Consider the following 22125-nt stretch of genomic DNA (forward strand, 5'->3'; position numbering starts at 1 on the left):
TATGTTTGACCTGAATCCGTTTCATTTAGAAGACGCCAGTCTGCTGCACTTCCTGATGCTTCAGGGAACAGCGGTACTGGCTTATTTTATTTTTCGAGAACGCTTCCGATACCAACTGAACCAATTGGTCGCCAAACGCCAGGCGCTGGAAGAAGCCCTTGAGCAGGCAGAGATTATTGAGCTGGACGTTGAAGAAGTCTTTTCGACGACACCGGGTCGAGACGATTTAAAGGAAATTGCGGGTATCAATCCCAAAGCAGAAGCCATTCTGAATGGCATCGGCATTTTTCGGTTTATGCAACTGGCCCAGACACCCGTTTCCACCGTTCGGCGGGTGCTGGCCGAGCATGGACCGCTCCTGCATACGTATGATCCGGCTACCTGGCCCGGTCAGGCCCTGCTGGCGGCCGATGGCCGTTGGGATGAACTGCGGGCGTGGCAGGATCAGATGCGCCGGGGCGAATCCAGAGACAGTAATCCCCTATTTCTACCATGAATCCACTAAACCCCTGGGTAGCTTTGATTGAAATGCTGTTACTGCTCGGCATTGCCTTCAGCATAGGTTATAGCATTGCCTGGATACAATACCGCAAGCAAATAAACGGGCAGCAGCAGGCGATCCGGCAGCAACAGGCAGCATTAAGTAAGCTAACGAAATGATCCCATGAGTGACGTAACAAGCGCCGACCTGTTTGCGATTACAATCAATGCAACAGCTTTAGAACAGGAATTGATTTGGTTGGAAAACGTCATTTCAGCCCGTTTTCAACTTTATTTCGAGCAGGAAAGTCAGTATGGGTCTGTCGAAGAAATTGATGAGCCTGATTTAACGGACAATGAGTCGGCTTATGCGCAGCTCGTTCGCGAACATGGGTTGGATAATTACGAGCGGCTGATGCTGATTACGGCACTGGCTCCTCACATCCGGCCGCAGGTGCTCGATTTCTTCTACACAAATAACAGTACATACGACCGGGTTTTTACGGAATTTGGTGGCGTTCGGGACAACACACGGGGTGGCTTTGTACCAACGGTGGAAACCATTTTATTCCTGGTGGCAGGCTCTGATCTGACCCGCCGTATCCGTCTGCAGTCGCATCTGTTTCACGAATCGATGCTCACGCAGCTGAATATTATTCTGGTTGGACCCTCGGGGCCCAATGAACCGGCAACGTGTGGCGCCCTGACCATATCCGACGAATACCGGGCGTTGCTCACCACGGGCGAAAGTAACCGGCCGGATTTCAGCACCGACTTCCCGGCCAGTCGGGTAACGACCAACCTGGACTGGGATGACCTGGTGCTCGATTTTCAGATCATGGAAGAAGTAAAGGAGATTAAAACCTGGATCGATAATGCCGAAGCCATTTTAAAAAACAAACAACTCAAGAAGTTTCTCAAACCAGGTTATCGCGCCTTGTTTTATGGACCTCCCGGCACGGGCAAAACGCTGACGGCAGGTTTATTAGGAAAATCGACGGGGCTGGATGTGTACCGGATCGACCTATCCATGATTGTCTCGAAATACATTGGCGAGACCGAAAAAAACCTGGGTCGTGTATTCGATTTAGCCGAACGCCGACGCTGGATTCTGTTTTTCGACGAAGCCGATGCGCTCTTTGGCAAACGGACCGAAACAACGTCCTCCAATGACCGCCATGCGAACCAGGAAGTAGCATTCCTGCTCCAGCGGATGGAGAATTTTCCGGGCGTGATTGTACTGGCGACCAACCTGAAAGACAACATTGACGAAGCCTTTGCCCGGCGCTTCCAGTCCATGATCTATTTCCCGGCGCCGAACGCGTCCAAACGGGCTAATTTATGGCGACAGGCGTTTAAAGGCTCGGTAGAGGTTGACGCCAAAGTCGATTTCGATAAACTGGCGGAGCGGTTCGCCATTACGGGCGCTATTATTATGAACGTCTTACGTTCCTGCGTCATGATTTCGGTGAATCGGCAACGGCCAATAACGCAGGATGATATTTTAATAAGCCTGAACCGCGAGTTTCACAAAGAAGGAAAGTCGCTGGAGGAGGTGGAGAAACAGACGATGCGGAGGTGAGCGTCTATTCTGCTAATTACTACATGGTTCGCCTTTCAGCCTATTTTAACGTGCCCTTTATCACTGGATGGAGTGCGGCTGAATAATAGCGAGCATTTTTACCCTTACTCATTATGTCGTACCATTGATCAGCTTGAGGATGATATATATCAGGAAGGTAATCGGTGAATTTCTTCTCTTTATTAAACCAGAAACGTCCCTCAAAATCGTTGTAAGCTTTTTTGACCTTAGGGTTCTTTTTGATTATGTCACTGATTGCAACGGTGTGCGTTTGATTATTTAGTGTCGGTATCGCCCGGACCCAGGTACGGAAGAATGTACGCCGACCCTGCGCGGGATTTGGTGCCGTGCCATCTAGTAGCATTTGACTCATCTGACGCTTTAACTGGGGTTTGCCTGTAACAACCATTCTGTTGGTGTATGTAGGTGATTTGGCGCTTCCAAACTGGTTATAATAAGGAGACCCTGATTTAGCCCACTCTCCTTCTCCTCCGATCAGTATATCAATATCTGATGCTGGCAGAATTTTGGAAAGTTCGGTTCGGTCGAATTTTGCATCTGGCTGTAGGCTCTTTTCCCAAAACGTTAGCCAAGCTCTGGCGTATTTAGGATTAATTAGCTTGAGGCATGAGGAGAAGGTGCTAAGATTTTTATCTAAGCTATATTCTTGATACGCCTGTTTCGCATCTGCATACTGTTTAGGATACTCATTTTCCAGTTTCTCGACGACCTTACTGACCGCAATTTGGCGGTGCCCTAGCGTCGGCGTCTTGTGGTGGATGGCTTCATCGACAAAAGCAACCACTCCATGCATCGGGATCTTACTCGCCCCAAATTCATCTGGCTCAGGAAAATTTCTTCTGATCTCACCGAGGTGATTGACAAAGGAAGCTGGCAAATTTTTCGAAAGTATTTTGTCATATTCATCATTGCTGTTCGGATTGATAATGTATTCGGGGCCAGCAACCTCTTGGTCGTTTTCAAAATTGAGGTTAACAAATAGCGTTTGCCCTAGTGTATCTTTGTGTAAACCAGTCTGAGCCCTGTCTCTGTCGCGGTAATAATGAACCTCAATGAGGACTTTCCAATCATCATTGAACAGTCCACTCTTTTGCAAATAGTCGAGTTGTCCGGCTGACTCCATAGTAGCCAGCGTGTTTTCAACGATAGCCCGCTCTAATCCAGCCGCCTGGACCAAATCAAACAAGGTGTCTTCTTTATTTAATGAATGCCCAGTCATTCTGTTTTCTCCCCAAGTATCAAATTTCTTAGTAAGCGAATCGGTGAGTTTGGCATTAGCGATCAGTTCCTGTAGATTACCCGTTGGAGAGTGCGTCAGTTCTATTGAACCTATAAAATGAGCTGATGCTAATTTCTCCTCTGCTTTGACTCTTTCTTCTTCATTTTCAATACTATTCAGGCGCTTTGTAATCAACTTTTCCAACTCCTGAACAATCATACTTTGAATATTAACCCTAGGCCCTTCAAAGACCTGTGGCTTCGCCAACACAGTCAACACCTCCCCGGAGTTCAACGGTTTCAATCGGTCTTTTAATAGGAGTTCTTCCTCTTCTTTCTCTTTTTTGAGAACACCAAACCGGCCAGAATGCTGTTTTTTTTCCTTACTAGGCTTTTTCCCTTTGTCAACGTTTTTTTTCTTCTGTTTGTCCTGACTAAGCATACAGACTAAGGATTTCGGTGAACTGTAATTAAGCTATATCAAAAAGAGCAATGACTAGTTCAGTAAAAAGGAAACTGTCATGCCTAAACTGGTTAAAAAGAAGAGATAAGGCAAATAGATATAATGGTATTCAAACAACTGGTAGCTTTTTCAAACCGCCCTGGAGCATTGCCACGTGTAGCTTCAATTACACCTGCGCTATGTCGGACGGGTCGGCAGGGTAATACCGAAAAAGCCCATTTCGGTCGCCTGGTCACTTCCCACTCCGAACACCAGAAACGCACGCAACTTTGGCTGGTAGAAACCGGAAAGCATGGCCGTTAACCTCAAACCTTCAGCTATATTTGTAGGCCAAGCGTGCTAACGTATTATTGGTGGAAACAGCCCCAAACGCTCGTTAACACCCGAAAATTTAACTAGTTAAGTAATGCCCTTTGTCTTGACGTCGTTCCGGGTCACTAAGTTTAGGTCCATCCTCGATTCGGGTGAGTTGTCCATTAACGAGTACATGTGCCTGGTCGGGACGAATGAGTCGGGTAAGACAAATTTGCTGCTTGCGTTACAAAAGCTCAACCCGGCAGATGATACGCTTATCGACCCGTTAGCCGATTACCCCCGTAAGCACTACGCAACCTACGAGACCGACGCGGCTAACGAACCGTTCATTCGGGCCACGTTTGCACTGGATGCATCGACCAGGGAGCAACTGGCTTCACTCATTGGCGTTGGCTTTCCTATGGAGTTGCTGGCAACGGTCGAGGTAGCCCGCTATTACACGGGTTCCTACGCGGTGAACTTCCCGGCTTCATTTCTGGAGCAGTACCCAAACAAATACATTCATGCCCTGCTGAGCGCCTTTTGGGAAACCTACTTAGCCAGCGACCTGATCACGAGGGACAAAGAGGAAAATACGCAGGACTTACGGGAATTTATTGATCGGCTGATCGCCCTTTTGCCGGAATCCGGAAGCCTGGGCGAATACGATGTTTATAACCTCATCGCTCAGATCGACGAATTTAGTATAGTCAAATATTCCCGGCGGCAACCGTTTCGGATTTTTGTTGATGAGCAGTTAAAAACACCCCTCGAAAACATTGCCCGGCTGCTGGCGAACAAGCGTATTTTGCTCTCCGTAGACCAGCAGCGGCTGTTTCTTGAGCAACTGCCCCGTTTCTTCTACTATTCTGAGTATAGCAATCTGGATGCTGAGATTTACCTGCCTTATGTAATTCAGAACAGTACCCGTCAGGACCTTGGTTTCAGGGAACAGGCCAAAGTGCGCACGCTGAACGTGTTATTTGATTTCGTTCGACTGAAGCCGGAAGAAATTCTGGAGTTAGGCTCAGAGGTACGTCACACGAAGATCCTCACCCGCGATTCGTATGGCCGAATTGAAAGCACAGAGATCGAAACCGCCCTGGAAAACACCGTCGATCAGGAACGGACCAATAAAAAGAAACGGGAAGTTATTCTTCAAACCGCTTCGGCTCAACTCACGGAGGCCTTTCAGGACTGGTGGCGTCAAGGTAAATACCGGTTCCGGTTCCAGGCCGATGGAAATCACTTCAGAATTTGGGTTAGCGATGAAAAACGGACCGAAGAAATTGAACTGGATGGCCGCAGCAAAGGTCTGCAATGGTTTTTCAGCTTCTTTTTAACCTTTCGGGCCGAGCAGGCAACCGGTCACGCGAATTGTATTTTACTGCTCGACGAGCCCGGTCTTTCTTTGCACCCCATTGCTCAACAGGACCTGCTGACATTCCTCCAGTCGCTTTCCCATACGAATCAACTCATTTACACAACGCATTCGCCTTTCATGATTGGTAGCCAGGCAGTAGGCAAGCTGAACATGCTGCACGTTGGGCCAGATGGGAACTCGATTGTTTCGGATGTGTACCAGGCATCGACGTCGGATGCAAATGCGTCCTTTTACCCGATCCGCGCGGCTTTAAACCTGCGCGTGTCAGATCACTTGCTGACCGGGCGCTCAGTAGTGCTGGTCAATGCCGTTTCGAGTCAGATCTACCTACAACTTATTCAGTCCTACCTGCTGCAAACGGGTAGGCATCCCACCACAAAAGACCTTTTATTTATCCCTACCACTTCATTAGCCGATCTGGAGCCCTTGTCGCGCGTGTTGGTTCAGCAGACAGGGTCGATGCCCCATGTGCTGCTTGACGGAACGGGAAAGGAGCAGGCATTGGCCAAAACCCTGCAGCAAACCGTGTTTAAGGACTACCCCGCCCGTGTCCTTACATTACGTGAGGCACAGGTGATGGAAGATTTATTTCCCGCGAATGAGCTTGCCCGGCAGTTTTCCAGAATGTATCGTGGTCTGAAAACGGATGATTTTGATTATATCCTGCAGCCTGACCAATCGATTTTGAATCAAATAAAGTCGTTTGCGGAGACTAATGAGTATGTATTGGCCCCGGATTGGCAGCTAACTCTGGCCCAGCGCACAGCGAAACTATTCGATACGATAGCCACCCGTCTTCAGCCCGAAACCATTCAGCAGTGGGTGACCTTGTTTAAGAAACTGGTTTGACCAAAACCCTTCTTTCGCGCATATTTTTTGTCATCCGGACGTCAGGAAGGATCTTAACTCGTCTTAACTGAGTAATAAGGAACCACGAGATCGTTCCTGACGTCAGGGTGACAAAAATAAAATTTGGCCTTCACATTTATTTACGGCTGATCCCAGTATACAAATCCCGTCTGGTCGATGTAGACCAATTGGCCTTTCTTTCGCACCAGCGCCAATCCTTTGCGGAAACGATAGGCATGGTCCAGGTCAAAGGCGATCTTTTGGTCGCCCTTTTGGTTGATATAGCCCCACCTATCCCCCATCTGAACAGCGGCCAGCCCTTCCGAAAAATTATCCGCATTCGTAAACTGGAACGGAATAACGGTATGCCCTTGCCTGTTGATGTAGCCGAACAGACTTCCTTTCTTCACCAACACCAGATTCTCCCGAAAGGGCAAGGCCACATTATACATGATCTCGTCAAATTCATAGGGAATCGCCAGCGCTCCGTTGCGGTCGATAAAACCAACTTTTCTCCCTTTTTTCACCGGTGCCAGCCCTTCGGCGAAACTACCGGCCATGTCGAACTGGTACGGAATCGGAATGGCTCCGGCCTGATCGATAAAGCCAAACTGACCATCCTTTTCAACCGTAGCTAATCCTTCCGAGAAATTATCCGCAAAGGATAATTCGCAGGCTATTTGCAGCCTTCCATCTACATCGACAAATCCGTACTTACCACCCAGTTTAACCCGGGCCAATTCCTCGACAAAGGGGCCCGCCGATTCAAACTGTAAGGGAATAACAACCTGCCCCCGTTCATCAATAAAGCCATAGGCGTTGTTCTGCCGGACCAGGGCGCGTCTCGCGGCAAACGGGCCGGCTTCGTCATAAACGCAGGGAATGACCGGTTGACCGTCCGGATCGATAAACCCGTACTTTCCCCGTTGTCGAACCAAGGCCAGTCCTGCGCTGAACTCCCGGACTTCATCGAACTGATAATCAATCGTCAGTTGGCCCTCCAGGTTGCAAAATCCCCATTTACTCTGTTTGCGAACGGGGGCCAGCCCTTCCGTAAAAAGCCCGACATTTTCCCAATCGCCGGGACCGATGCGTTCACCCGCCTGATTGATAAATCCCCAACGTCGTTTTTGAAAATACGGAATCGGCGTATCCAGCAACGCCGTTACCGGAGCGGTACTGGTAGCTGGTTTTGGGGTGGGCAACAGTTCCATAAGCCCTACAATTGGTTTGGGTGGGCAATGAATCGCGTGTTCTAACAGGCTTGCCCGGGCCGATACGGTAGCGGACGACAATTGCCGAAACAGATTCCATTGGTCCGTTTTAAACGGGTCATTCAGAAGACCAAGCGTTAGGAGTAACGTATCGGCGCCGGTGTATAAGGATGGGGAAACCCGTAGTGCATGGAGCTCCAGCGAGAGGCCCAGTAAACTAAAATCGTCCAGATGGCGGTCGAAATGCGCGGGCGTACGAGCCGGGTGCCGGTAAGGCAAAGTACCGGTTTCAGTCGCTTCCTGTCCGGCCAGCGCAGGCACGAAACAACCATCATAATCAATAAGCACCAGTTGACTGTTGGGCCGGATCAGAATATTATCCGCTTTCAAGTCACCGTGGGCCATGGGCTGCTCGAGCAGCCAGCGCCCCAGTTCATCGAATCGATGAGCCAGTTGATCGAGCTTTTGCGGCTGCTGGCTACGGCAACAATCGGCCACATACTGGCTCAGCGTTTGCCCATCCACCCAGGGCATCACCATCACATCGAATTCATGCTCCTGGCCAAAGCGGGTGTCGACCCATAGTTCGTTCGGATAAAGGGTAAACGGGAGTAGATAGTCCGATGGGTTTTCACTCAGGTAATTGGCAATAGCGCTAAGGCGCTCCCGGCGCCCGGCCATTTCTCTCAAAAAACAACGCAACGCCACCGGCTGGCCCGTTCGGGTATCCTGCATGCGAAAGACCACGGCAAAGTTTCCGCTGCTGAAATACAGTTGTCCATTTGGTTTCCGAACGGGAATCAGGTGATTCAGCCGATGTAAGGTTTCGGTTGAGAGTTCAATAGATTGTATATATTCGCTAATTGAAGGAAACATGCGCGCGTGGCAGGCCGTGAACAGGCAGGCACTATGACGAAATGGAGGAACCGGCTTAAGTTGCTCAAAAAGTTACAGTAAAGCAATCAGTCCCCCTCACTTTCTACATAAACCATATGGTACGTCTCTTTATGCTTTTCACTTCAAGTTCATAAGTATGTTTGTTCGCCGGTCAATTTATCCCTAAATACGTTAATTGGTTTACACTAAATAAGCGTCGGTATCTTCAGTCTCACCGGGATACTTCGTCTGACGTAACTAACCGCCGAATCGCCCCTTATTTAATACAGCTCAACGAACCCGGTGAGCTAAAAAAGAGCAATAGTATGGCAAAATCAATGTATTGTTTGAATCGATGAACGCTTCGTCTGTCCCATCTTCGCTTGTCGTCCATCCCGCCAAAGCTGACTTGCTGGCTCAGATTCGGGCGCTGGAATCGCAGATTGCACTACTGGAAGAAGAAAAAGCCGCCTGTCAGTACCAGATCGACCAGTATTACCGACTATTCCGGCTTCATCTGGGCGACTTGCTCACCCAGACTGTCGAACTCCAGTTGAAACTGGCGATCCGCCGGGCTGGGCAAACCGGTCGGCGGAGCGATGCCGAAGACGCTCAAACCTGGCAAGACCGGTTCGAGCAAACGAATCGGGCGGTTCAGGAAGCCATCGCCCATAAACCAGCGGACCTCGACGATACGGCCGAACAGGACCTCCGGCGGCTCTACCGGAAAGCCGTTACGCTGGCCCATCCCGACCGCCATATCAATGATCCTGACCGTGTGGCCCAGGCAACGGCTTACATGGCTCGGCTCAACGATGCCTATCAGCGTCGTGATCTGGCGATGGTCCGTCGATTGGTGCAGGATCTTACCGATGGCCTCCTGTTCATGGCTCCCCTCGAAACGACCCAATCGATGGAAGTGCTTCAACACTTGTATCAGCGGCTCACCGGCCGAAACACAACGCTACAAGCTGAAATCAACCGATTGAAAGCAGATGATGCCTACTGCCGACAAACCAGCCTGACGGACCTGATGACGCACTTTGCAGCCTTGCGGGAACAGATGAAGCAACAGATAAACCACCTACAGCAACAGTTTCCACCCTTGTAATCACCATCCCAATGACCGACCTACAGCCCCTACCGTCCTATGCCCTATCGGTCGCCGATTTGCAGAAAGCGCTGCAGGACGCGCTGCGACAGCCCATTAAGGCACGACCCTATTCGGCCCAGATCATGCGCCAGACGCCTACCGCGTTCATCTTTCTGATCGATCAGTCAGGGTCGATGGACGAACGGACGACGTACCGGGGACAATCGCTGTCTAAAGCTGCGGCCGTGGCGCAGATCATCAATCAAACGCTGCTGGAATTGGTACTTCGTTGCCAGAAAGGCGACGAAATCCGACACTACTACGACATTGCCCTGATTGGTTATGGTGGTTTCAGCAATGAGGAAGCCAATCTGCTCTGGTCGGGTGCGATGACGGGCAAGACCTTTCTCAGCCCGGCCGAATTAGCCGAAGCCGCTATCCGGGTCGAGGAAGTGACCACCCAACGCACCATTCGGGGCCGGGTTATTCCCGTTACGGAGAAGCGTCCTATTTGGCTACAGCCGCTTCATCGGTATCGGACGCCCATGAAGAGCGCCATTTGTCTGGCCGAATCGCTGGTGGAACAGTGGCTGGTGGCGCAGGCCGGGAAAGACGTTTACCCGCCTACCGTTATCAATATTACCGATGGTGTAGCCACCGACGCCACCACGGATGAATTGCTGGCCTGTTGCAACCGGTTAAAAAACCTGCACACGACGGATGGCCATGTGCTCCTGATGAACATTCATGTGTCGGACGAGCAGGGAAAAACGATTCTCTTTCCTTCGAAAGCGGACGAACTGGGTGCCGACCCCTACGCACGACTGCTCTATGATATGTCGAGCGACATGCCTGCCTCCTATCATGCCGATATCGCCAGCCTGTTCGGACTCGATCAGCGAACGTCCTACATAGGGATGTGCAGTAATGCCGACATGGACGCCCTGGTCAAGTTCATGAACATTGGGACGCCTACGCAACACAACCAGCATTTTGCGGCTAACCTACAGCCTGATTTATGAAAAGCTGTCAGCAGTCGGTTGGCAAAGAAGCACCGGTGTATACCGACAACGAAGACGCCTGGCGAGCCGATAGCGAAACGGGCGTGTGGGCCGTTGCCGATGGCGCTGGTGGAACGGGCATTTATGCCGGCGAATGGGCAGAGCATCTGGTTCAGCATGTGCCCGCTTTGCCTTTTCAGGGACTTGAGGGGCTGGCCCACTGGCTAGATACCGGATGGGGCTCTTTTTTTGACACCTACCAGCCTCAGGCCAAACTAAACTACCTGATCGACCGCAAGTTTATGGGCGAAGGCTCCAGCGCGACACTGGCTACGCTGCATCAGCAGGCAGACAGAGTCCACTGGATGGTGTACGGCGACGCAGTAGCGCTTTGTTTCAGCCCGGCAACGGGGGAGTTATGGGCAGCCAATCCGGACATACGCCAGTTTGAAGCCGCGCCCTATCTGCTCAACTGGCTCAGTCCGCCCAGTTTCGACGGCTTTCAGGCTGGCGTTTGGCCGCATCGGCCCGCCCAGCAATATGCGCTGCTATCAGACGCTTTAGGCCAGTTTGTCCTTATGGCCTATGCCGCCTTACAGGGCGATTCGGAAACCTTGCGAATGGTGGCGCAACAGCCAACAGCCCTGGGCAATCGAGCGCAGAATCACCTGAACTACTGGTCTGAAAAACGAGTCAACTTCGAAGAATCAGTGTGGAGCCCCCTTCGAACGGCGCTGGCTTTCCCTGCTCAGTTCCTGACCTATACGCAAACGCTTCGGGCTCAGCAGCTATTAGGAGCCGACGACTACACCGCGATAATCATTGCGGATTAGGTACGGGTGCACTTGTTTTTCAGTTTTTTTAGCCCCTCCCCTTGAACTAAGGGGAGGGGTTGGGGTGGGGTAAAGCCCAATAAGCGACGCTTATCAGGCTACCACTTAAGAATTTTACGCACCGTTGATCGATCGCCGACGGTAATATACAACAGATAGGTACCCGCTGGCTCCTTGGTCAGGTCCAGTATAGTCTGTCGCTTTTTGGTTGCTATCTGCTGCGTAACGAGTCCGCTCGGGCTAATCAATCGGAGTTCGGCTGGCTTACTCTGCAGAGGCAGATCGATATCGATGGTCACGGCCCCGTCTGTTGGCACCGGATAGACTTTTACCGAATTGCTCAACAGATCTTCCTCTGCCGTCAGAATATCGACGCGAACCGTTGTGGTGTCAGCCCCTTCCAGTTTACCCGTGCCACACCCATTGGCAACTGAAAGCAACTTATAGGTTGTCGTGACGGCTGGCGAGAGCGTTGCCGAGTACACACTCGTTGTGGTGCCAAACGCTCTGATCTCCGAACCAGCCGCATATGTTCCCGTCCAGGGCCCATCTCCCCCCAGATTGAAGACCAGTATGACACTTTCTCCTTTGTAAATAGCCTTTCTACTGGCAGTAAACCCAGCGGTTGCTCCTGGTCGCACGGTCAATATCGTTGGACTAAGTGTTCCTGAAATCGAATACGGCGCATTGGATGCCATTACCCGGACATAATACTGTCCCGGAGCGATTGTGGCCGGAATGGTGGTGGTAATAAACGGCCCCCGGATAACCCCGTTTGAAATCGGAATGTATTTTCGGCTCGCCGAATCGCCCACGACATTGGCAATTTCAACCGTAAATGCATTTCCTGTCACAAATTCGCCCGTGGTTGAAAACGGTACCGTGAATGACGTTCCTGCACAAACTGATGACGCTGATAACGCAAGCGTCGTAATCGTAGGCACTTTGACCACGACCGTACCCGCACCACTGGAAGGTCCAACGCCACAGGCATTGGACACAGCCGCGATCGTGTAGGTTGTTGTGGCAGCCGGTGTAACGGAAACCTGCTTCGTGGTTATCGGCGAGATTGCCGATGTCTCGGCAATCCCGGATGTCCCGTCAGACAGGGTATAGCTATACGGACCCGCTCCGGTTAAGGTAAGCGTCAGCAGCGCCGGACTACCCAGGTACACCGATGCATTCCCGTCTAGTTTAGCGGTAGCCTGCGCATTCACCGCCACCTTTATTTCGGCGGGTCGGCTTTCGCAACCGAGCACGCTTGTCTGGGTGACCGAATAGCTGCTTCCGGCAGTTACGGCCAGCGTAGTAGGCGTGGGTGCATTGGCACTAACGACCCCGGTCGGGTCAGTCCATTTTAAGTTGCTGCCCGTGGCCTGCAAGGGAGTCGCTACGGAATTCTGACAGTAGGCAACCACTGGAACGACCGTTGGCAATGGCGTCACATTGACCGTATAGGTAAACGTAGCTTTAGGACTCGTGCAGCCATTTAGTGTCTGCGATACTTTGTAGGTATAGGTCTGGGCTACGTCCACTTTGGTGACGGGCGTTGGCGCAGAAATCAGGTTATCGCCAACATCGTACCACTGCAGGGCCGTCCCGGTAGCCGTAAGCGGCTGCACCACAGCATCCTGGCAACCCGTCAGATTCGCCACGATGGGCGCGGCTGGCAGTGGATTGACCACGACCTGCACCTGTGCCCGGGCGCCTTCACATGTGTTAATCGTCTGGCTGACATAATAGATAAACGTTCCGGGTAGCACCGTAGACTGGATAACTGAGCTTCCCAGGCTGGCGGTAGACGTTGGATCACTATACCATTTCAGATTTTGCCCGGCAGCCTGTACGGCAAAAGATGGGCTATTCTGGCAAACGGGATCTATCGCAGCAACGGCCGGTGCGGCTGGCGCTGGCGAGACGGTGACCAGCACCACATTCCGGCTACTTTCGCAGCCATTAGCATCGGTCTGGCTGACATAGTAGGGCGTTGATCCGGGGCTGGTGCTTATGGGTGTAGGCGCCACGGGCGAAGCAACTCCGCCCGCTGCGGCCGTGTACCAGTTTAATGACACACCACCCGTCAGGGTTGCGGTCAACGCCGTAGTAGGGCCGTCCTGACAATATGTAACCGGTACTGTCGACGGAACTACAGGCAGTGCATTTACTTTAACGGTAACGACCGAGCGGACACTTTCACAACCATTCGCATCGATCTGACTGACGTAATACGGCGTTGATCCAGGAGCACTGGTCGAAGGCACAGGCGCCACAGTTGACCCACCACCACCCGTTGGGGCGCTGTACCAGTTCAGAACGCCAGCCGTTGGCGTAGCCGTCAGCGGAACAGCGGTAGCACCCTGACAATAAGCTACCGAAGGGGTTGCGAAGGGTGCAGCCGGAGCCGCTTTGATGTCTGCCGTCAGGCTAACCCTTCCACTCTCACAGCCTTCGAGATTCTGACTGACGTAATACGTGACCGGGCCAACCGTGTTAACCAGCGGAACGGGTGGTGTTGGCGACGCTGTTCCGCCCGTCTGTGTGGTGTACCAGTTCAGCGAACCACCATCCGGCGCGACGGCCGACAACGCCGTTGCCGTACCACCCTGGCAGTAGATCGGAGCCGTGCCAACCGTTGGAACGGATGGTGTACGTTTTATATTGACAACGATCGGCACCCGTGGGCTTTCGCAATCATTGACAATCTGGCTAACATAGTACGTAGTGAGACCCGGCGTATCTGTTAACGGAACCGGTGCAAAAGGCGAAGGAACACCACTTGTTGCTGTTGTATACCAGTTCAACGTACCTCCCGGACTAACACCCGCGGTTAAGGCTGTTGCAACAGTACCCTGACAGAACGTTACGCTGCTGGCCGAAACAGTCGGAGCCGCTGGTAAGGCTTTAATGGTCACCGTAATGGTGGCTTGTGGTCCTTCGCAGCCAATCACGCTCTGACTCACGGCATATGTCAACACACCCACGGTTGCCGTCGAGGGGATTGGCGCGACTTGCCCCAACGGGCTCGGAACGCCCCCCTGAATGATATACCAGTTTAACGTTCCCCCATTAGCCGGGGTGGCCGACAGCGCCGTAGCCACGCCATTCTGGCAGAAAGCGGGTGCACCGTTGGTCACTATCGGAGCCGCGGGTAAGGGTTTAATGGTTACCTCCAGGCTAGCCCTGGGCCCCTCGCAGCCACTCACGCTCTGGCTCACGTAGAACGTGATCGGCCCTACGGTGGAGGTGGACAGTGCTGAAGGGAACGGACTGGCTGTTCCACCTATGGCAGCTGTGTACCAGTTTAAGCTGCCTCCCGGACTGGTAGTGGCGGTCAGGGTCGGCGCGGCCGCATTCTGGCACACACTCAGCGAAGATACACCCGGAAGCGATGGCGTAGCAATGATGTTAACTGTGATACTGGCCCGGTCGCTTTCACATCCATTGGCATCGGTCTGGCTCACATAATACGTAACGGGAGGACCTGCCGTGGCGATTGAGGGCGTCGGGGTTGGTATCGTGGTGGTAGTGTTCGGATCACTATACCATTTCAACGTTCCTGTTCCCGTTGCGGTGAGCGGCTGCGCGGTTGTCGTTGTACTCTGGCAATAGGTTAGCGACGAAACGACTGTTGGTTTAGGCAAGCGTTGGCTAACGGTCACCGTCAGGGTGGCCCGTGGTCCTTCGCAGCCATTCACGCTCTGGCTCACGTAATACGTAATCGGTCCTGCTATCGTCGTTGAGGGAGTTGGCGTGGCCTGTCCCAGCGAACTTTCTACGCCCCCCTGGAGGACATACCAGTTTAGCGTGCCCCCCGCACTAGCCGTAGCCGACAGCGGAGTAGCCACCGCGCTCTGGCAGTACCTGATCGGTGTTGGGTCTACTGTAGGAGCTGTTGGTAAAGGCTTAACGGTCACATCCAGACTTGCCCGTGGCCCTTCGCAGCCACTCACACGCTGACTCACATAATAGGTAACCGTACCCGTCGTAGAGGTGATTGGTGTGGGGGCCATTGTATTGCCCGTTCCACCCGAGGTAGCAGCGTACCAGTATAAGATACCTCCATTAACAGGCGTTGCCGTTAACTGACTGGCCGTTTCGTTCAGGCACAGGGACAGCGAAGACACACCCGGAGTGGCAGGGGTAGCGATGATGGTTACCGTAATACCGGCCCGATCACTTTCACATCCATTGGCATTGGTCTGGCTGACGTAATATGTAATGGGGGTTTGGGCGTCCGATGTGGGTGGGACTGGGGCGGTCGTTGATCCGGGGCCGCCTGTCGAAGACGTGTACCAGTGCAGGGTATTCCCCGAAGCGCCCGTTGCAGTTAACGGCTGGGCAGTTGTATTCTGGCAATAGCTTAGCGACGAAACGACCGTAGGTTTATCGGGTTTTGGGTTAATGGTTACGGCAAGCGTAGCCCGAGGTCCTTCACAGCCATTAGTATTGGTTTGACTGACGTAGTATAACGTTGTGGGTGGCAGGCTACTATTCGTCTGTGGAACCAGCGCGGTCGGCGACGCGACACCACCGGTTGATGTCGTATACCAGTTTAAGCTGCCACCACTGGATGCCGTCGCCGACAAAGGAGCTGCGGTGGCATCCTGACAATACGTGACGGGCGTTGAACTCACCGAAGGCGCTACGGGAAGTGCATTGATCGTGACGGCAATAGAGGCCAGGGTACTCTCACAACCATTCAACGTCTGGCTCACGTAATAAGGAACAGCCTGGCCAATGACGGCCGTTGATGGTGTAGTAGGCGTTGTGGTTGGCGTTCCCGCTGAATTCGTACCATACCAGTTCGGGATAGTCCCCGCTTCAAATGTGGCCGTCAGGGGCGTTACCTGATTGGAACAGAAGCTAACAGGTGCCGTTCCTGGTGCAGCTGGCTTCCGTTTAACAGTAAACGAAATGGATGCCCGGTCACTTTCGCAGCCATTGGCATCGGTTTGGGTAACATAATATGATGTTGTTCCTGAATCCGATGTTGGTGGTGTTGGCGCCGTTGCAGACGAAGCCCCCCCTGTCGGGTTCGTATACCATAACAAGGTATTCCCCGAGGTTGCCGTAGCACTCAAGGTGATGGTCGGTGCTGCCTGACAGATAGTAAGTGATGAGGTAACTGTTGGTGCTACTGGTTTCGGAATGACCACTACGTTCAGCGTAGCCTTTGGCCCTTCGCACCCATCAACAGTTTGGCTAACTGAATACGAGGTTGGTCCAACCGCATTGGTCGACGGTGTTACCGACGAAGTAATTTGACCATTAGGGCTATACCATGTCAACGTTCCCGTCGCAATAGCTGTCAGCGGGGTGGGTACCGAACTCTGGCAGAGATTCTGGTTATTCTGCGTGATGGTTGGTGCGGCAGGCAGCGATTTCACCTCGACCACAATCGCACTCCGGTCACTCTCGCAACCTTCGGCACTCGTCTGGCTCACATAATACGTCTTCGATCCTACAGCAGCCGTCGAGAGTGTCGGTGCTACCGTTGAGCCGGTGCCAGTCGTTGGATCGGTATACCATTTCAAATTACTGCCTGAGGTCACCGCCGTCGCCAGGGCAACCGTAGGTGCATTCTGACACAGGGTAACCGAGTTCACCGTTGGTGCGGTCGGTTTGGCATTAACGGTGACCGTAATAGATGCCCGGCTGCTGCTTTCGCACCCATTGCCATCCGTCTGGCTGACGTAATACTGGGTGTTGCCGGGTGTAGCCGTCGATGGAACCGTAGCGACTGACGTAGCCGTTCCGCTCGTGGCATTGGGACCATACCAGCTAAGGGTGTTGCCCGTTATGGGCGTCGCCGATAAGGGGGCAGCCGTCGCAAACTGGCAATACTTGGGGCTCACCGCACTCACCGTGGGAGCAACAGGCCTTGACGTAGTCGTTACCGTGACGCTGGCCCGGGGGCTTTCGCAACCATTCCCATCCGTCTGGCTCACATAATAGGTAATAGGTCCCGCCAGTGCCGTAGACGGCGTTACCGGATTGCTTAATGGGCTACCGCCCGTGGCAGCCAAGTACCACTTCAGATTTTGGCCATTCGCCGTTAAAGGCTGGGCTGGGGCATTCTGGCAGTAGGTGAGCGTTGCCGGTGTGGGTACCGGAGCCAACGGGAGCGGATTCACCGTGAAGCTAATCGCCGAGCGGTCACTTTCGCAGCCGCTGCCGTTGGTCTGGCTGACGTAGTACGTCGTTGATCCTGTGGCGGTGGTCGACAGCGTAGGGGCAACCGTCGAGCCGGTGCCGCCCGTTGAGGCTGTATACCATTTCAGGGTACCGGTCGCCGTGACGGATTGCGTCAGGGGAGCGGGCACGCTGTTGAGACAGGCGCTGGCGGCCATTACCGTCGGAGCTGCGGGCTTGGGATTGATCGTCACGTTGATTTGGGCCCGTGAACTCTCACAACCAAAAGGATCTTTCTGACTGACAAAGTAGGTGAAGGCTCCATCCGTAGCGGTGGACGGCGTTGGCGCAACTGTCGAGGCCGTTCCGCCCTGGGCATTCATATTGTACCAACTGAGTGTGTTGTTCGTAGTCGCAGTGGCACTTAAGGGAGCAGCAACGGTGAATTGACAGTAGGTAATGGGCGTGGTCACGGCGGGCCGGGCAGGCAATGCATTGATAACAACGCTGATGGTTGCCCGGGGGCCTTCACAACCATTGAGCGTCTGACTCACATAATAGTTATTACTTTGATCCGTTAACGGCGTCAGCGTCGAGTAAGGTGTTCCACCTGTGGCAAGAGTATAATAGGTAAGGGTGGCACTGGCCACACCCGTGGCTGTTAACGGCACTGCCTGCGAATCTTGACAATACCTCAGTGGAGTTGAACTCACCGCGGGAGCCGCTGGATAGGCATTCACCGTGTAGGTGATCACCGCCCGGTCGCTCTCACAGCCGTTACTATTAATCTGACTCACGTAATAGGGTGTAGAGCCCGTGCTGCCCGTCGAGGGCGTTGGCGCTACAGTGGAGGCCGTCCCCCCACTGGCAGCGGTGTACCAACGTAGATTCGTCCCGGAGGTAACGCCCGTGGCCAGGGAAACCGGCGCCGTCCCCTGACAAACACCCACGGGCTTCGTCGTTGGAGCCGCCGGTTTTGGATTGACAGTAACTGTAATGGTCACTGTTGCACTCGTACAGCCACTTACCGTTTGGCTAACCGAATAAAAGGTGCTGCCGGGGGAATTTGTGGGGGGCGTAGGAGCCGTGCTGCCCAGCGAATTATTGGCGGGGCCATACCAGTTCAGGCTACCACCCGAAACAGGCGTCGCCGATAAGGGAGCGGCCGGTTGATCCTGGCAATAGATAGCGGGCGAGGTTACGGTTGGGGCCGCCGGACTGGGTTTGATGGTAACGGTAATCGCCGAACGGTCACTTTCGCAACCATTGCCATTAGTCTGACTCACGTAGTAGGTCGTTGACCCTGTGCTGCCGGTTGAGGGCGTTGGCGCGACAGTCGTTCCAGTACCATTAGTTAAGGATGCGTACCATTTCAGGTTCGACCCCGAAGTCACCGATGACGCTAAGGAGGGCACCGTTGAATTCTGGCAATAGGACACCGACGAAACGACCGTGGGTTGGGCGGGTTTTGGATTGATGGTCACCGCCAGGGTGGCCCGAGGCCCTTCGCAGCCATTCACACTCTGGCTTACGTAGTAATTGTTCGTGCCCGCCGTTGAGGTTGGGGGCGTGGGCGCTGTGGTGCTGCCAGTACCCCCCGTGCTGGCAGTATACCATTTGAGATTCTGGCCTGTAGCCGTTAAGGGAGGCACTCCTGTCGCTCCTACGCAGTAGGCCAGATTCGACACGCCGGGTGCTGAAGGTACTGCATTGATCGTAAATCCGCTACTTCGGGGACTTTCATAGTTGGGACCAGAGACAGGCGTTCTTGTAATGCCTACCGTATAGGTTCCCGTAGGCAGATTGGCAGGAATTGTTGCCGTCTGGGAATAGGAGCCCGGCACCCAGTTGTAATTTGTCGGCCCTGATAACAGTACAGGCGAGTTGCCGCCGTACAAATATAAAGTGAAGGCTCCAAGCCCGGTGAACGAATGTGCGTAAGAAACCGTGATGGCTGCACCGGCACAGACGGGAGTAGGCGCAACAGAGGTAATCGTAACTTGTTGCGCCAATGCCGCCTGACAACATAGCATTGACGCAATTAATGAACCTATAAATATACGTAAAGATAAATTCATAAAAGATTGAGTTGATTTTGCGTGTATGACGCGCTACACCACGGGTTATAGTTGGAGGATTCATGCATAATTATCCCCATGGAGACAAAAAACCTAGTAGTTTCGAACAGTCGGTAGGGATAATTTGACAGAGGCAACAGCCACACAAACAGCACTAAGGTCACTTCCCTCAGGAAGCCTTAACGAACCTACTGTAGCAGCCATAGATTCGTGCTGGGGCTGCGCCCATAAATTGCCACAAAACGGCGGGAGAAGGTAATTTAAGTAGTAACAGGAGCTGCCGTTCTTAGTCTGGAAAGGCTTGCTTAAAAACCAACGACAGACAAAAGAACAGATAATCATTCAGCCGCAACTTCGGCCAGCAAATTACGGATACAGAAAACTAATCTACTAATAATCAATTCTTTACATAAGCTGTCTACACTTTGTCTACACCCTATTTCGGAGGGCTTACCCCTTTAATCCGTAGTTTCGATCAGATTAGATTTATTATCGTCAGTCCGGTGGACTTTCACAACCTATACCTATCCGGCAACTCGTCGACTTGATTGACGAAAGCATACCAAAACTAACCTATACCCCAAAGTGAAAACGCATAGACAGCTATTAAACAGTCGAATAGAGTGCCTGAAAGAATTGACACATCGGATGTCGAGCGGGATAACCCTTAGTCAGTCAAATGATCTGGCCCTTCGCAACGCGGACAGGATAGCTGAGTCCCAAAAGCGCCTGATCGAATTAACGGCCTACTACAGGAGTCTTTATGACGCCTGAGTAATCCAGCCTCAGCCCAGAATAGTGGTACTTTCCCGCTTAAACTTCGCATTACCTGTCAGTTGGCTACCTACGGATTCAGACATAGAAATTCTGTTGAAAATATAAGTTAACAGTCACTAGGGCATGGTACGATTTATGCTACAGTTGCGCTAATAAACCAAACCATTTCTAGCGACTTTCTTTGCTAATGAAAAAAAACCTCTACCTGGTCACACTTCTGTTACCTGCTACATTACTTGCTCAATCTAATTACATTGCCAATACACCAAATTCTGCAACTCCCAGCAATGCGAATACATTCATTGGCCCTGAGTCAGGTAACAGTACCCTGACAGGTGACCGAAACTCGATAGTTGGCTTTCGAGCCGGATCATCCTTAACGTCTGGTAATAGAAATACATTTCTTGGCATGGATGCTGGGAAGAATGCAAAAACGGGTATTGTAAACGTAATGATTGGCTGGGAGGCTGGTTTAAACACGGATACAGGAAATAGTAATGTTTTGTCGGATCTGGGGCGGGTCGTTCAACGAGTGCTGGATCATCGAATACATTTGTCGGTGCGCAGGCAGGTATATCTAACTCCACTGGCGGTAGTAACTCGTTTTTAGGATTTAATGCTGGTACAAATACAGGTATTGGTCATGAAAATGCATTTGTAGGTGCCTTTGCAGGTTGGCAGAATACCTCAGGCTTTTACAATACATTTTTAGGGAATGGTGCAGGTAGCTTTAGTCGTACAGGCTACTCGAATGTGTTTATCGGCTTTGCCGCTGGCACCAATAATCAAGATGGACATAATGTAGTTGCCATTGGTGATTCGGCTGGCTATAACAATACGGCCTCCAGCAATGTGTTTGTAGGCTCCAAGGCTGGCTTTCAAAATACAGGAGGTTATACAAATACATTTGCAGGTAACAGTTCGGGGTTTTCTAACACTACAGGCTATTCAAACACCTTTGTCGGTTCAACAACAGGCAGATCAAATACATCTGGCTGGCACAATTCTTTTTTTGGCCGCGAAACAGGAAATGACAATACAACAGGTAGCTATAATTCCTTTTTCGGAACATTGGCGGGATGGAAAAATACAACGGGGCAGAACAACACATTCTTGGGCGCGAATGCAGGTGCCAACAACACCACGGGCTCCAACAACATCATCATTGGCCCTAACTCGGGCACCACTGTCACCACGGGTAACGACAATGTGTTGATGGGCTATAACAGTCAGGCTGAAGATGGTTTGTATAACGCCATTGCCATTGGCGCCGATAGTCGAGTTGCCGTCAGCAATGCCCTGATCCTGGGCAATCAAGTGAAGGTAGGTATTGGTACCTCGGCACCGGCTAACCGCCTGGAAGTAGTCAGTGAATCACCCAACACCAGCGGCTTAACGCTAACCAATCTAACCGCCGACAGTCCAACTACTCGAACCACTGATCAATTCTTAACCATTACCGAAAGGGGTGAGGTCGTTAAAGCTCGTTATCAGCTTCGTATCAACAGCGCTACTGATTGGAGTGATAAAGTATTTGCACCAGGCTATACCCTGCAACCATTGGCAGAGGTAAAGAAATACGTTGACGCTAACCAGCATCTGCCCGGCGTACCCTCAGCTGAACAGGTGGTCAAGGACGGTGTTGACCTGGTAAAAATGAATGCTACGCTGTTAGAGAAAGTTGAGGAGTTGACTTTATACAGTATTCACCAAGATAAAACCATTCAGCAGCAGACCGAAGCTTTGCAGGTTATTAAGCAGAAGCAAGCGCAGTTGGAGCAGATGTTGCAACAGGTACTTAAGAAACGGAAGCTGAACTAGAACGTATAC

The 22125-nt window shown here is 52.1% G+C and carries 13 protein-coding genes; 9 read left to right on the forward strand and 4 right to left on the reverse strand.

Going from position 1 to position 22125, the window contains the following annotated elements; translation table 11 throughout:
- Nucleotide 1: 1 nt before the first annotated feature.
- From ACYVAM_RS02905 to ACYVAM_RS02915, 3 genes are read left to right on the forward strand one after another with little or no spacing between them, the layout of a single operon-like run.
- Complete coding sequence (locus ACYVAM_RS02905; RefSeq protein WP_461063728.1) at nucleotides 2-496, forward strand: hypothetical protein; 495 nt, start codon at nucleotides 2-4, stop codon at nucleotides 494-496.
- The gene (locus tag ACYVAM_RS02910) at nucleotides 493-660 is read left to right on the forward strand and encodes a hypothetical protein (RefSeq protein WP_461063730.1); all 168 of its coding nucleotides are present in this window, start codon (nucleotides 493-495) and stop codon (nucleotides 658-660) included. Before ACYVAM_RS02905 ends, ACYVAM_RS02910 begins: the two co-directional genes overlap by 4 nt.
- A 4-nt stretch (nucleotides 661-664) precedes the next feature.
- Nucleotides 665-2062 (forward strand): ATP-binding protein, encoded by a 1398-nt coding sequence (locus ACYVAM_RS02915; protein WP_461063732.1) that lies wholly within the window; start codon nucleotides 665-667, stop codon nucleotides 2060-2062.
- Nucleotides 2063-2102: 40 nt separating this feature from the next.
- Here ACYVAM_RS02915 and ACYVAM_RS02920 read toward each other — a convergent pair whose 3' ends face one another.
- Entirely contained in the window at nucleotides 2103-3743 is a 1641-nt protein-coding gene (locus tag ACYVAM_RS02920) for a hypothetical protein (protein ID WP_461063734.1), read from the reverse strand.
- A gap of 427 nt (nucleotides 3744-4170) precedes the next feature.
- On the opposite strand from ACYVAM_RS02920, the gene ACYVAM_RS02925 reads away from it, so the two are divergent.
- Nucleotides 4171-6291 carry an ATP-dependent nuclease gene (locus ACYVAM_RS02925; protein ID WP_461063736.1) on the forward strand — a complete coding sequence of 707 codons (2121 nt, stop codon included), beginning with the start codon at nucleotides 4171-4173 and terminating at the stop codon, nucleotides 6289-6291.
- Between the two features lie 140 nt (nucleotides 6292-6431).
- On the opposite strand, the gene ACYVAM_RS02930 is transcribed toward ACYVAM_RS02925, so the two are convergent.
- The gene (locus ACYVAM_RS02930) at nucleotides 6432-8381 is read right to left on the reverse strand and encodes a WG repeat-containing protein (RefSeq protein WP_461063738.1); all 1950 of its coding nucleotides are present in this window, start codon (nucleotides 8379-8381) and stop codon (nucleotides 6432-6434) included.
- A 355-nt stretch (nucleotides 8382-8736) separates the two neighbouring features.
- Here ACYVAM_RS02930 and ACYVAM_RS02935 point away from each other — a divergent pair, with 355 nt between their 5' ends.
- From ACYVAM_RS02935 to ACYVAM_RS02945, 3 genes are read left to right on the forward strand one after another with little or no spacing between them, the layout of a single operon-like run.
- Nucleotides 8737-9492: a J domain-containing protein gene (locus tag ACYVAM_RS02935; RefSeq protein WP_461063740.1), complete on the forward strand. Its 756-nt coding sequence runs from the start codon at nucleotides 8737-8739 to the stop codon at nucleotides 9490-9492.
- A gap of 11 nt (nucleotides 9493-9503) precedes the next feature.
- Entirely contained in the window at nucleotides 9504-10496 is a 993-nt protein-coding gene (locus ACYVAM_RS02940; RefSeq protein WP_461063742.1) for a vWA domain-containing protein, read from the forward strand.
- Entirely contained in the window at nucleotides 10493-11308 is an 816-nt protein-coding gene (locus ACYVAM_RS02945) for a hypothetical protein (RefSeq protein ID WP_461063744.1), read from the forward strand. Before ACYVAM_RS02940 ends, ACYVAM_RS02945 begins: the two co-directional genes overlap by 4 nt.
- A 98-nt stretch (nucleotides 11309-11406) precedes the next feature.
- Here ACYVAM_RS02945 and ACYVAM_RS02950 read toward each other — a convergent pair whose 3' ends face one another.
- A complete protein-coding gene (locus tag ACYVAM_RS02950; protein ID WP_461063746.1) occupies nucleotides 11407-19518 on the reverse strand; it encodes an Ig-like domain-containing protein in 8112 nt (2703 codons plus the stop codon).
- 964 nt (nucleotides 19519-20482) lie between these two features.
- Here ACYVAM_RS02950 and ACYVAM_RS02955 point away from each other — a divergent pair.
- Nucleotides 20483-20905, forward strand: coding sequence for a hypothetical protein (locus tag ACYVAM_RS02955; protein ID WP_461063748.1), 423 nt, complete (start codon nucleotides 20483-20485; stop codon nucleotides 20903-20905).
- Nucleotides 20906-21003: 98 nt separating this feature from the next.
- On the opposite strand, the gene ACYVAM_RS02960 is transcribed toward ACYVAM_RS02955, so the two are convergent.
- On the reverse strand, nucleotides 21004-21177 hold the full coding sequence (locus tag ACYVAM_RS02960; protein WP_461063750.1) for a hypothetical protein: 174 nt from the start codon (nucleotides 21175-21177) through the stop codon (nucleotides 21004-21006).
- Between the two features lie 189 nt (nucleotides 21178-21366).
- On the opposite strand from ACYVAM_RS02960, the gene ACYVAM_RS02965 reads away from it, so the two are divergent.
- On the forward strand, nucleotides 21367-22116 hold the full coding sequence (locus ACYVAM_RS02965) for a hypothetical protein (RefSeq protein ID WP_461063752.1): 750 nt from the start codon (nucleotides 21367-21369) through the stop codon (nucleotides 22114-22116).
- The last annotated feature ends 9 nt before the right edge of the window (nucleotides 22117-22125 follow it).

It is taken from the genome of Spirosoma horti, assembly GCF_054776595.1.

Bases quoted from the DNA above. Each gene is read 5' to 3' on its own strand.
- ACYVAM_RS02905 (WP_461063728.1), top strand. From the start codon at position 2: ATGTTTGACCTGAATCCGTTTCATTTAGAAGACGCCAGTCTGCTGCAC.
- ACYVAM_RS02910 (WP_461063730.1), top strand. From the start codon at position 493: ATGAATCCACTAAACCCCTGGGTAGCTTTGATTGAAATGCTGTTACTG.
- ACYVAM_RS02915 (WP_461063732.1), top strand. From the start codon at position 665: ATGAGTGACGTAACAAGCGCCGACCTGTTTGCGATTACAATCAATGCA.
- ACYVAM_RS02920 (WP_461063734.1), bottom strand. From the start codon at position 3,743: ATGCTTAGTCAGGACAAACAGAAGAAAAAAAACGTTGACAAAGGGAAA.
- ACYVAM_RS02925 (WP_461063736.1), top strand. From the start codon at position 4,171: ATGCCCTTTGTCTTGACGTCGTTCCGGGTCACTAAGTTTAGGTCCATC.
- ACYVAM_RS02930 (WP_461063738.1), bottom strand. From the start codon at position 8,381: ATGTTTCCTTCAATTAGCGAATATATACAATCTATTGAACTCTCAACC.
- ACYVAM_RS02935 (WP_461063740.1), top strand. From the start codon at position 8,737: ATGAACGCTTCGTCTGTCCCATCTTCGCTTGTCGTCCATCCCGCCAAA.
- ACYVAM_RS02940 (WP_461063742.1), top strand. From the start codon at position 9,504: ATGACCGACCTACAGCCCCTACCGTCCTATGCCCTATCGGTCGCCGAT.
- ACYVAM_RS02945 (WP_461063744.1), top strand. From the start codon at position 10,493: ATGAAAAGCTGTCAGCAGTCGGTTGGCAAAGAAGCACCGGTGTATACC.
- ACYVAM_RS02950 (WP_461063746.1), bottom strand. From the start codon at position 19,518: ATGAATTTATCTTTACGTATATTTATAGGTTCATTAATTGCGTCAATG.
- ACYVAM_RS02955 (WP_461063748.1), top strand. From the start codon at position 20,483: ATGAAAAAAAACCTCTACCTGGTCACACTTCTGTTACCTGCTACATTA.